Origin of the sequence: Flavobacterium salmonis, from assembly GCF_903819435.1 — a bacterium.
In the GTDB taxonomy this organism is placed as follows: Bacteria; Bacteroidota; Bacteroidia; order Flavobacteriales; family Flavobacteriaceae; genus Flavobacterium; species Flavobacterium chungangense.
Map to the genome: position 1 here is coordinate 85885 of NZ_CAIJDP010000052.1, position 11670 is coordinate 97554.

Genomic DNA, 11670 nt, shown 5'->3' on the forward strand with positions numbered 1-11670 from the left:
AGATGGGAGATTTAATTAAATAAAAATGAAAATAAGGCAACGTCTATGCTGATTTACTTAATAACTAAACTCTTTGAAGAAACGGTGTGCGCGGAAAAATAACCCAGGGCACCGTTGCTTATATTGCTGGGGGGATCTGCCGGTGTCACGCTTCCACCTGAAATTTGAACCAGTGCGCTGAAATAGGTATATACTTCCGGATCTATGCACTGCATATCAACGTGGATTATATTGCCAGGCAGAAGTTCATCGTCCTTGTCCAGCGATGGGAATAAGCTTCTCTGATTCACCATTCCATTATTTATATTATCTGAAAATACCTGTACGGTCTTGTTGTTTTTGTATTCAATACTCAGAATAAACAAATAGCGGTTACCCAGCTGCTCAGGATCCGTGTAGACAGGAAGTACAGTATAGGTAGTTTTATCTCCCATTGTCATGGAATCCAGAATGAGCCCGTCCAGGGTTACAGGAGCAGGCATAGTGCTTTGCGCGGTGTAATTTTCCCCGTCAACTGATACGTTCAGTGTGTATGTATTGCCGGTAACAGAAACGAGACCGGAAGTCTTATAGCGTCCCTCGGATTCATAGGTTAGGATTTCTGAATGACCCTGATTATCACTGATGGTAACGACAGCATTGGTGACTGGGGGATATTTATTGCTTTCGGTAAATGCAACAGACTTGGTGATGTGTACATAATAAGGACCAGGCTGGTCTGTGATATTTCCTTCAATCACAATAGAGCCGCTTTTATCTTGCAGATCCAGTGTAATTTCTTTTTCGCATCCTGCGGTTAACGCTACAGATAATAATATAAAAAATGCTTTTTTCATCTTTAAAATTTGAAATTATAAGTGACATTAGGAATCATTTTAAACAGGGATGTCTGGACAGCCCTTGTAGTGCCAGGTTTATCAGGATTATCTTCGAAAGTTATCGAATAGGCATTTTCAAAACCGAATAAATTATAGAATCCAAAACTCCATGATCCATGAAATCTTTTGTTTGTTTTAGGATCATAAGTTGCATTTATATCCAGTCTGCGGTAAGAGGGCATTCTGTCTGCATTTCGGCTGCTGTACTGGAAAACGGTCTGGCCGTTAAGCTCGTATTTTCCAGTCGGGTAAGTAACGGCATTACCAGTGCTGTATAGAAAGGTTCCAGAAAGAGACCATTTTGGATTTAAAGTATAAATAGCAACAACAGAGAGATCATGTGTTTTATCAAGACGGGTATTATACCAGTCATTATCGTTGATACCATTTATTTTACGTTCGGTTTTTGACAGAGTGTAGGATATCCAGCCGGTAAGCGTTCCTTCTTTCTTTTTAGCAATAAGTTCGATACCGTAGGCTCTTCCTTTACCAAACAAAAGTTCGCTTTCCACATCCTTTCCGGCATCAAAAGATATCTCGGCACCGTTTTTATAATCAATCTGGTTCTTCATGTCCTTATAATACACCTCGGTATTAATTTCGTAATTGTTATCGTTGAAGTTTCTGCTGTAGCCTGCACTTATCTGGTCTGCTATTTCAGGCTTTACCGTGTAACTGCTTCCAATCCACTGATCTGAAGAGTTCCCGCTGCTGCTGTTGGACAATAAATGGAGGTTTTGGGTGTTTCGCGAGTATCCGGCTTTAATACTGCTCACTTCATTTATGCGGTAGTTGGCGGTCAAACGAGGTTCAATATTAAAATATGTTTTACCAACAGATCCTTTAGCGATATCTTTGCTCTCAGTGAGTACACCATTCTCATATATATTATAAGTGTCTCCTCCCATGACGCTGAAAGCAGACAGCCTGAATCCGTAGTTAAGAGTCAAAGGTTCGGAGATTTTAAAATCGTCATTTGCATAAAGGGCATTCTCCCATGAATATCGTGTACTCTTTGGGTAACTGCTTACACTACTGCCTGATGCGCTATTGGGCGTTATGGCATGATAGATAGACTGCAGTCCAAATCGTACAGAATGCTGGTTGCTGGCAAACCACGAAAAATCCTGTTTCAGGTTCCAATCCTTAATTTTAGAACTCATGGTTGTTGTCTGGTCGCTGGCACTCTCCAGACTCACTTTGTAATCGTAGTTGCTGTAGATGAGGGAGGTGTTTGAAAACAGACGGCTGTTGATAATGCTGTTCCATCGCAGCGTAGCTGTCGTATTGCCCCAGTCAGTAGAAAATGAGCTACCAAGCCCCAGGACATCTCTTCCAAAATACCCGGAGAGATAAATGCGATTGTTGTCATTTATCTTATAATTGGCTTTCATATTAAGATCGTAGAAGTAAAGTTTAGTGTCCTTAAAATCATTACTGGCTTTTAAGTACAAATCGACATATGTTCTTCTAGCAGATATTATAAAAGAAGACTTATCCTTCTGAATTGGCCCCTCAACACTGAGCCTGCTGCTGATAAGACCGATTCCCCCCGCTACATTATAATCCTGATTATTCCCATCTTTCATTTTTACATCCATAACAGAGGAAAGCCTCCCTCCGTATTGTGAGGGACTGTTTCCTTTTATAATGGTGGCATCTTTCAGCGCATCACTGTTAAAGGTACTGAAGATACCCAGGAGGTGTGATGCGTTATAAACTGGTGCTTCATCCAATAGAATAAGGTTTTGGTCGGCAGCCCCGCCTCGAACGCTGAATCCCGAACTTCCGTCTCCGGTGCTTTTAACCCCGGGCAGTAGTTGGATTGTTTTCATTACATCTTTTTCTCCAAAAAGTACAGGCAGTTTCTCTATTTTTTTCATATTAAGAGTCTCAATTCCCATTTGTGCTTCATTAAGGTTTCTATCCTTTTTAGTGCTTGAGACTACCACTTCACTAAGGGTATTGGCTTGAGCAGTGTCCAGCGACCAATCAATCCTGATATTTTTATCAAGAGTAATGCTCTGCTGCTGCTGCTCGAATCCAATGTAGCTGCATATTATGCTGTACTGGCCCTCGGGCATTGCTATAGAGTAGAACCCATATTCATTGGTAACGGCTGAATAGGCACTGTTCTGCACTATCTGAACAGCGGCGCCAATTATGAGTTCCCCGTTATTTTTGTCTTTTATTGTACCGCTGATAGTATATTTCTGCTGAGCAAAGCTTCTGCCCGAGCAAAGAAGCAGGACGGCCAAAATAAAATGCCTGATTAAAAATGTTTTCATTTTACTGTGTTTTACAGTAAAAATGTGAAAGCATTTTCGATTTTTAAGCGCAGATGAAACTGAAGTGGACGAAAAAGCAGATAAAGTGGACAAGACCTTAAAAACAGAATTTAGAAACAGGGGTTTATTTGTAATTTAAATGCCGTAGAGGTTATAAACTAAAGGTATTTTAGGTAGGAAATGCCTAGTTAATTTTTTTTTGGAGAGCATGCTTCATAAAGTTTTTTGAGGATGATTAAGACAGTCACCAATTACCTTCTGCGCAGGCAACGATAGTATTCAGATATAAAATTTAAACTGTCCTGATTAGGTTTTCTTTTCCCAACTGCTTTTCTCCCAAAAACATACGCATGCATGTCTCTCAACCATTGGAGAGCCATTCCAGAAAATCTGTGACTTTCTCTTTTCCTACCAGTATGGCATCAGGAAAGTCAGAATTTAAAGTAATCCTTATTTTCCTGTTCGGGTAGTGTGCAGCTGATTTCACGGCTTTTCTGTTGATTAAATACTGCCGGTTGGCACGGTAAAAAAACGGTGCGAATTTTTTCTCCAATGTATCAAGGTTCTGGTTTACGTGCCATTTTCTGCCTTCAAAGCTAAAGGCATACACCATCAGGTTTTCAATTAGAAAAAAAGCGATGTCGTTGCCCGAGAGCGGGGTGATTTTCTCTCCCTGATGCAGGATGACTGACGGCATAGCAATGGGCTTGATACTCTCGGAAAGACCCGAGAGCAGTTTTTTAAAATCCAAGGCCTTGTTATCTGCTCCAGTGAGCAGCGTATATTTCTTTAATGCTTTGGTTATGGAATCCTTATTGACGGGCTTGATAATGTAGTCAATCCCCATTGTCTCAAAAGCTTCTAGCATATAATAGTTAAAAGCGGTGCAGAATATAATAGGCACCTTATTGTTTATCGCCGCAAAAATATCAAAACTCAGACCATCTCCTAACTGTATGTCGGAGAATATAAGATCAATTTTATGTTCTGTTTTGAAGAATTCGGTTGCTTCTTCAACAGAATGCAGGTGGGCGCAGATCACGGCATCTGGCATCACTTCGGCAATGGTCTTGGCCAAGTCTTCCGCCAGAGGTCTTTCATCTTCTATAATAACAATATTCATACTTTAAAGTATTGGGATTATAACGGTAAAATTTTGCTCTGATTCTTCTATTATGATTTCTTTTTCGCTGAGCAGCTTATACCTGCTGTTCAGATTTGCCAGCCCGGTATTGTTACACTGCACATATTTGGCTGGATTTTTTTTATTGGTTACAATAAGTCCTGATGGGATATATTTAATCTGAAATTCCAGCGGTTTTTTTTCAGTAAAATGATTGTGCTTAAAAATATTTTCAACCAGTGTCTGTAAGGCAAAAACGGGTAGTTTATGACTGTACATTTCCCTTGGGACATCAATTCCGCAGGTAAAGGCGCTACCGAAGCGCACGCGCTGCAGGGCAAGATAGTCATCTACAAAATCCAGTTCCTTTTCGAGGTCCACCACATCGGCTTCCGGTGCGCTGAGAGAATACTGAAGGAAATGAGAAAGTCTTACGACATACTCTTCGGCTTTGTCATGATTGGAGGTAATAAGGGACTTGAGTACGCTCAGGGCATTAAAAAAGAAATGGGGCTGGAGCTGCTGAACCAGGACTTGTTTCTGGGCTTCGCTGTTCTGAAGCTTTAATTCCTGTACCTGTCTTTCTGCGATTTCTTTGTTGCGGGAGGTCACAATGTTATTGCAGAGGATCATGATGACAATATTGGGAAGCATTAAAAAGAAAAGATCATAAATGATATTTGTGTTTTCAAGGGCCGGACCGGGTATTTCATAATCAGGTGCAGCTATTTTTCCTAAAATCCTTAAAATAATCATAATGGCCTGAGCCGTTAAAAATTTCGAAAAATTGTTCATCTGAGGCTCCCTGATTACCAGGTAGATATGAATAGACCAGATGATAAGGCCAATAGTCGTGATTACAGTGAAGAAAAGCAGGCAAGTCCTAAAATCAAATTTTTGGCTCAGATAAGGCGGACTTGCTGCGTAGAATGCCAGAATGGGCGATATGAGAAAGGCGTTAAGCCATAATTTTTTGGTCACAGTCAGTAGGATTACAGTTAGAAAGTAAATTTTCAAAAGGTCAAAGTCCCTCTCCTCTTTTTATAAAAAAACTATTTCCAAAGATGTACTTTTTTTTTTGAACAATTAGCCGTTTTAAATGCCAATTTGTCCACTTCACTTAGAAATTTAGCCGATTTAAAGCATACTCATTATAATATTGCCCTTTAAATATATAAAAAATCATGGGTCCCGCTCGGAAAGGCTCATTACTCTTTATCTGGAAAGTGAAACGCTAAATTTAAATTATGTAAGACTTGTTGAAAGGAGCAAAGATTCTGAGTTCTTAAAATAAAAGGACTCGCAGTCTATTCAAAGACTATAGTCAACCATTCTATTGATATGGAAATACAGTTTGAGCAGTAAATTCGAGTTGGGAAGTTAAATATTGCTCTTTAATAATGCATATTCGATAAAAGTAATTATAAATCAATAGACCCGGGCTGATCGGGCATTCGTTCGGGGGCTATGAAACCGCTTTTATCATTACACAGACCAACCTGTTTGCCGCTACTATTGCCGGAGCAGCCGTAACGGATCTGAACAGTTATTTTCTGACCGTAGGATGGGACACCGGAAAGCCTGATTTGTGGCGGATGAACAAGGAGCAGTGGAGAATCGGGAAAAGTCCTTATGAAGACCCTCTTGCCTATACGCGTAATTCGCCTATATCTAATGCGGAGCATATCACAACCCCTCTGCTGCTATGGACAGGCAAAAAAGACCAGCACGTAGACTGGCATCAGAGTGTGGAATACTATATGGCACTCCGGCGCCTTGGCAAAAACAATGTCACCTTGTTTTATACTGACGAAGGGCACAGTCTGCTTAATCCCGAAAATCAAAAGGATTTTACACAGCGTGTCGAGGAGTGGTTTGGCTATTACCTGAAAAATGAAACCCTGCCCTCCTGGATTGAAAAAGGAACGGAGTAATTACAGAGCCTCTTAAAAAATAATGCAGTTCCGAATACCGGAACTGCATTACAATTTTGAAAAAAAAGGATTGGAGAAATTAAGGACGAAACAAAATTTCGGTACAGTTTTCCTGATCGTTTTTACCAAAAACCTGGCCCCGCTGTTTCCATTGACGCGACAAACCTGAGCCTGAATGGTGCTACAGGCTACTTCAATATTACATGCGCCCTGAGAATTAAGCGTATATCCTATTTCGTCCTCAACCACTGAAGCACTTTGCATGGATGTTGTTGCAAATGCTCCCGCAACTGCCAATGCTACCACAGCAAAAGGCGTTGCTTTTTTTACTAATACAGTTTTCATACTACTACATATTACGTTACACTTTGACCTACTTTTTTCTACAGGTGTTCGGTCTTTTTCCTGATACCGGCCAGTATATTTTGAGGCATTAAAATTCTTTACTTTCCATTGCCTGTCATTTCTTTCTTTAAAACAGTACGCAGCTCATATACCACCAGTTCATTGTCCATCAGGGCACGGTGCAGTGTAGTTGCCAAGATAGAGTTTGTTCCGGGTATAACCTGCTATATAGTAGGAATTAAATTTTAAATCTATGCTGTTTATTAAGGTTATGGGATGCTATGGATAACGTCTGATAAACAGGTTCTTATACTGCATGATATTTTCTGAAAACAGAAATAACACAATGATTGCAAAAGTACCTGAAACGGCGGAAAGTGGTATCGTGAGAACAGGTGAAATGCTTGCTTTTTTTCTATTCTTTTTAGCCTGCCATACGATTGCCAAAGCTGCCAACAAGACGAATACGCTATTAAAAACGAGATGGACGTTCCATGTCATTTTTTCTAATATTCCTCCGCAGGAACAGGGAACGAAGGAACTGTAATGAAGGATGATGAAAATGTAAACGCTGAACATGGTCATTAGTATGAAGGCTCCCAGAAGTCCTAAACTTCTAAACTTTGGTATCATGAGCAACAGTGCAATGAGCAGTTCGGTACCCGGAACGAGCCATGCCACCCCAACTGCAAAGGCACTTAGCAAAGGCGACTGCCCCAACTGTAACTGAAAGTTTTCGAAATCTAATAATTTGCTGACTGCCGCGTAGACAAATAAAAGGATATACAGATAACCGATTATTTCTACAATAATACTTTTAAAACGTGCTTTTGACTCCATACCCTTATCTGTTTGCTTTTTATACACTATTTGTTTCTAAACTCTAAACAAATTTAGATGGGTCGTTTTTAAAAAGTGTTGTAAAAAACAGGACAAAAGTTGTGAAAAACGTGCCTTTTTCAGGTTTTGAAAAAGGTTCAGGCCTTTTATTAAAATTTTACCCTTAAAGAATAGACAAGCACACGAGAAATCATTTTATTGATAAATAGTAGCAGAAAAATTTCCAGAATCGAAAAAACATTTTATCTTTGCACCCGCATTCAGAGCATGATTGCGTCTTACTGGAGGAATGGCAGAGCGGTCGAATGCGGCAGTCTTGAAAACTGTTGACTGTAACAGGTCCGGGGGTTCGAATCCCTCTTCCTCCGCCAAATGAAGTTTTAAAACAAACTTTAAAATTTGAAAGTCTTTAAAAATTAAGTTTTTAAAGGCTTTTTCTGTTTTTATACGCAATCAAAATACACATTAAATGTCATAGTACAGTGTACCAGGAAATGATAATCTTTGGATTATGACCAATAGATCAAAAACAGCAATTAGGGCAAATGTCCCTATCCTTCCTCCCACCCTGGCGATTATTAATAAATACAGGAACATGCAAATTGGACTGATCCCAAAGTTATCTAATCAAAAAATGAATGCTTATCTAAAGGAAATTGCTGATTTGTGCGGTATCGATAAACACCTCACTTGGTATGTAGCGAGACATACGTTTGCAACAACCGTGACTTTAGGTAATGGAATAAGAATAGAGAATGTTTGAGCAATGATGGGACATACTAATATAAAACAGACTCAGCATTATGCTAAGGTACTGGATATAAACATCATGGAAGATATGTCAAAATTAAAACAAAAGTATACTTGAACAATTAGCCAGTTAAACACTGACTAGACTACTATTAAAAAGGCAAAAGAATTCACAATTGAATCCTTTGCCTTTGTATTGAAATAGAATCTTATCTTACTTGTAGAAGTACAATCAATAATAATCACGGTTCGTCTGCACCAGAAGAATACCAATATTGCTTATTTTTTATTGGATAAACTTTTTAAAATTCCAGTTCCATTTTTTCATCGTACATTATTTTTAAAGTTTAAAAATTCAGATAAAAAACGGAGGTGTAGCCGCTGTCGCAGTTCCTCTTTCCTGTTACATATGCCATACTGCGCCGGAATGGACAGGGGCAATTCCTCCTTTAAATTGTTTTTAAGTTTATTCCCAAAGGGCTTCTGCTTCCTTCTGAGTTAAATTAATTGATTCGAGTTTCTCACATTCTGAAACTATCAGTTCACTTACTGAGGAATTAAAAGGTGAGTTTTTCACTGAGGGAAACTCTCTAAGAAGAAGTTGCAGATAATAGGTAAATTCTTTTTTGACTAATTTTTTCTTTGCGGCATCTGCAATAAAACTTTTTAATCGTGCCACCAAAGTATCAACGTCGTGAAAGGTAGTGTCAAACTCTCCGAAGGAAGTTTGTTCTAAGATTGCTTCAGGTGATTCCTGATAATTTAATTCGGATTGAGAATCCTCGTAACTTGGATTTTCAAATCCACGGAATTGAAGTTTCCGCTTTCCTGTTATAATTTCTTTGAGTTCATCAAAATAAAATCGAAATCCAACAAATAAATACCAGCTTGCCAATAGCAGAATAACTACGACTATATAATTACCCCATGAAATGTTTGTAAACATACTCTCTTCATTTTATAGCTCTACATTAGTTTCTCAAAATCCCGGCAAATAGATAATTCCTAGCCTGGATCTTCATCATTACGAGGCAAAGAAACAATACATATAAAACTGTCACAAGTACAACTTTTTGTTGTACCTCGGTTGTACCCCGTTGAACCCCCAGCAAAATCAGGGAGAAAAAAATAAAAAAAATGTAAAAAAAATAAAGCCTCCCGATTTGAGAGGCTAATTAGATGATAAAATTCAAGTGTTTTAGGATTGCTTTTCCGACTCTAATATGATAAAAAGTTTGAAATTATCTGTATTATTTAAAACCTTTTTCTTCATACCCTTTACCAAACCTATAATTAAGTATAATGCCGTGGGTATTAATATTGTTATATGTTTTTAAAGCGTAACTATAGTTGTATAATAATTTAAAATTAGTTCCTAAATGAAATCCTGCCAGCAAATTGACTGTTTCACTGGTGCGGTAACCTGCTCCAAATTCTACTTTGTTTATGTAGTTTATGATTACATTAAAATCAGCTTGAAGTGGTGCTCCGTTCACGTATTTAAGTAATATGCTAGGATTTATCATAACTTCTTCTAATTGAGTTGTAAAAAATCTATAGCCAAAATAGCTGTAATAAGGATTTTTTAAATTGATGTTTCTTTCAGATGACAAGGAGTTTCCTAATATATTAGGGGCTGAAACTCCCAAGTAAATACGATCCTTATTATACAAAATACCAATACCAAGAGTAGGGACAAAGGCATTAACATTGTTTTGAAATTCAGGGTCGTTTTCAATATTAAGACTCAATAGATCTTCACTGTATTTTGTGCCACCCGCACTTATTCCGAAAGATAGAATATTAGGATCATACGCCCACCATTTCCCTCCATCATACCCTGAATCAAAGAAAATTTTATAGGAGTAAGCTCCAAAAAAGCTTGTAGCAGTTGTAACACCTATTTCATCTGTTGAGATACCTGCTGCCAATCCCAAATGCTTGGAGCGCAACGGTGCATTTACGGTTAGGCCTAAGTTTTTTGGGCTCCCTTCTACTGAATTAAACAATCCAGAGTTTATTAAAGTAACATCAATATCCTCATAATAACCTGAATGTGCCGGATTAATTACCACCGTATTATAACTATAATTAGCAAAAACGGGAGTTTGCTGTGCAAAAACAAAACTCATTTGCAGCGTAAACGAAACGGCAATAATAGTCCGTATAAAAAAATTGTTTGTCATTATTTATCGTTTTAGTACAAGGAAGCCCTTGGTTTTTTTAAGATGATGCATTCCGCTTATTTTTATATCAAAGAAGTAAGTTCCTTCTGGTAAAATATCCGCTCCCATACTTCTTTTTTTATTAGCTACACCACTAAATACATTGTTGGCATTGTCATAATTTTTAATCTGAAAAACAAGGTCTCCCCAACGGTTGTATATAGAAACTTCGTTATCAGGATATTTCTCTATCGTATCAATTTCCCAAAAATCATTTACATTATCATTGTTTGGAGAAAAACCGTATTTAGTATCGTCTTTGAGATCCGGTTCTACAAATACGGTAATACTGTCTTCTGACATACAGCCCTCGGTGCTTCTGAAAACTACAGTATAAGTTGTAGTTTCTGAAGGATTAGCAAAAGGATTAGCTATAAGCAAATTACTCAGCCCGTCAGCCGTATTCCATTCAAAACTTCCTGCGGTCGATGCCACTGCATTAAGTTCTATGCTTTCACCTTCCTTTATATAAACATCATCACCGGCAGATACAGTAATTATTTCTGAAGATACTGTAAAATGACATTCCGAGCTGTTTCCAGTTACGTCTGTAGCTTTAATTTTTATATCCATACCATTAATAAAAGCTGTTCCGGAACCAGGTACTTGCGTGATTATTGGTGAAGAATCACAATTATCAATAACTGTGACTAAACTTCTGAAATCAGGTATAGTTGTTGTTTGGCATGGTACAATTTGATTACCAATACACGAAATAGAAGGTGCAGTGATATCAGGATTGTTGGCAATAGTTTTTATTGTAGAGTCCAAAGCACCGCAACCTAAAGAACTTATCGAAAAATTAGTGTAACTACCTATTGATAAAGCATTCAAGGTAAAAACACCAGACTGAACATTCACAGTTGCAGAAGCAGCTGCTCCGTCTTTATCATAAATCAAAGCATACGTCCCGTCAGGTAAATTAGTCGATGTAAAGGCAATGCTTCCGTTACCCCCACAAGTCGAAGGATTGGTTGCTGTACCAGCGGTAAGTGTTGGACTAGCCGGATCCGAAATGGTTTTAGCTGTCGCTGTAGAACCGGTACATCCTGCATTGGTTATAGAAAAATCACTGTAGGTTCCTGCTTTCAGACCAGAAAGTGTAAAAGCATTACCCGATACCGTAACATTCACAGGGCTTGACGTAGCGGTAGCCCCTGAAGCTGTAAAGCTCAAAGCATACGTTCCGTCAGGCAGATTAGTGGAGCTAAAAGCGATGCTTCCGTTGCCCCCACAAGTCGAAGGATTGGTTGCTGTACCAGCGGTAAGTGTTGGACTAGCCGGATC

General features: G+C 38.6%; 10 protein-coding genes and 1 tRNA gene. 2 read left to right on the plus strand and 9 right to left on the minus strand.

Features of this window, described 5'->3' with window-relative positions:
• Positions 1 to 53: 53 nt before the first annotated feature.
• From FLACHUCJ7_RS01955 to FLACHUCJ7_RS01970, 4 genes are all read right to left on the minus strand, one after another.
• On the minus strand, positions 54 to 836 hold the full coding sequence (locus tag FLACHUCJ7_RS01955) for a DUF4249 domain-containing protein (RefSeq protein ID WP_180907745.1): 783 nt from the start codon (positions 834 to 836) through the stop codon (positions 54 to 56).
• A 2-nt stretch (positions 837 to 838) separates the two neighbouring features.
• Entirely contained in the window at positions 839 to 3166 is a 2328-nt protein-coding gene (locus FLACHUCJ7_RS01960) for a TonB-dependent receptor (RefSeq protein WP_180907746.1), read from the minus strand.
• Between the two features lie 361 nt (positions 3167 to 3527).
• Complete coding sequence (locus tag FLACHUCJ7_RS01965) at positions 3528 to 4289, minus strand: LytR/AlgR family response regulator transcription factor (protein ID WP_078227620.1); 762 nt, start codon at positions 4287 to 4289, stop codon at positions 3528 to 3530.
• A gap of 3 nt (positions 4290 to 4292) precedes the next feature.
• Positions 4293 to 5270, minus strand: a complete 978-nt coding sequence (locus FLACHUCJ7_RS01970) for a sensor histidine kinase (protein ID WP_180907747.1) — start codon at positions 5268 to 5270, stop codon at positions 4293 to 4295.
• A 464-nt stretch (positions 5271 to 5734) separates the two neighbouring features.
• On the opposite strand from FLACHUCJ7_RS01970, the gene FLACHUCJ7_RS01975 reads away from it, so the two are divergent.
• Positions 5735 to 6223, plus strand: a complete 489-nt coding sequence (locus FLACHUCJ7_RS01975; RefSeq protein ID WP_262891012.1) for an alpha/beta hydrolase family protein — start codon at positions 5735 to 5737, stop codon at positions 6221 to 6223.
• Between the two features lie 48 nt (positions 6224 to 6271).
• On the opposite strand, the gene FLACHUCJ7_RS01980 is transcribed toward FLACHUCJ7_RS01975, so the two are convergent.
• Positions 6272 to 6568: a DUF6520 family protein gene (locus tag FLACHUCJ7_RS01980; protein WP_180907748.1), complete on the minus strand. Its 297-nt coding sequence runs from the start codon at positions 6566 to 6568 to the stop codon at positions 6272 to 6274.
• A gap of 279 nt (positions 6569 to 6847) precedes the next feature.
• Complete coding sequence (locus FLACHUCJ7_RS01985; RefSeq protein ID WP_230408779.1) at positions 6848 to 7408, minus strand: MauE/DoxX family redox-associated membrane protein; 561 nt, start codon at positions 7406 to 7408, stop codon at positions 6848 to 6850.
• A 283-nt stretch (positions 7409 to 7691) separates the two neighbouring features.
• On the opposite strand from FLACHUCJ7_RS01985, the gene FLACHUCJ7_RS01990 reads away from it, so the two are divergent.
• Positions 7692 to 7779, plus strand: a tRNA-Ser gene (locus FLACHUCJ7_RS01990).
• Positions 7780 to 8624: 845 nt separating this feature from the next.
• Here the strand turns inward: FLACHUCJ7_RS01990 and FLACHUCJ7_RS01995 are convergent.
• From FLACHUCJ7_RS01995 to FLACHUCJ7_RS02005, 3 genes are all read right to left on the minus strand, one after another.
• Entirely contained in the window at positions 8625 to 9104 is a 480-nt protein-coding gene (locus FLACHUCJ7_RS01995) for a hypothetical protein (protein WP_180907749.1), read from the minus strand.
• Between the two features lie 304 nt (positions 9105 to 9408).
• Positions 9409 to 10344, minus strand: coding sequence for a PorP/SprF family type IX secretion system membrane protein (locus FLACHUCJ7_RS02000; RefSeq protein WP_180907750.1), 936 nt, complete (start codon positions 10342 to 10344; stop codon positions 9409 to 9411).
• A 3-nt stretch (positions 10345 to 10347) separates the two neighbouring features.
• A partial coding sequence (locus FLACHUCJ7_RS02005; RefSeq protein ID WP_180907751.1) for a T9SS type B sorting domain-containing protein occupies positions 10348 to 11670 on the minus strand: 1323 nt, incomplete at its 5' end.

Bases quoted from the DNA above. Each gene is read 5' to 3' on its own strand.
- FLACHUCJ7_RS01965 (WP_078227620.1), bottom strand. From the start codon at position 4,289: ATGAATATTGTTATTATAGAAGATGAAAGACCTCTGGCGGAAGACTTG.
- FLACHUCJ7_RS01960 (WP_180907746.1), bottom strand. From the start codon at position 3,166: ATGAAAACATTTTTAATCAGGCATTTTATTTTGGCCGTCCTGCTTCTT.
- FLACHUCJ7_RS01955 (WP_180907745.1), bottom strand. From the start codon at position 836: ATGAAAAAAGCATTTTTTATATTATTATCTGTAGCGTTAACCGCAGGA.
- FLACHUCJ7_RS02000 (WP_180907750.1), bottom strand. From the start codon at position 10,344: ATGACAAACAATTTTTTTATACGGACTATTATTGCCGTTTCGTTTACG.
- FLACHUCJ7_RS01985 (WP_230408779.1), bottom strand. From the start codon at position 7,408: ATGGAGTCAAAAGCACGTTTTAAAAGTATTATTGTAGAAATAATCGGT.
- FLACHUCJ7_RS01980 (WP_180907748.1), bottom strand. From the start codon at position 6,568: ATGAAAACTGTATTAGTAAAAAAAGCAACGCCTTTTGCTGTGGTAGCA.
- FLACHUCJ7_RS01995 (WP_180907749.1), bottom strand. From the start codon at position 9,104: ATGTTTACAAACATTTCATGGGGTAATTATATAGTCGTAGTTATTCTG.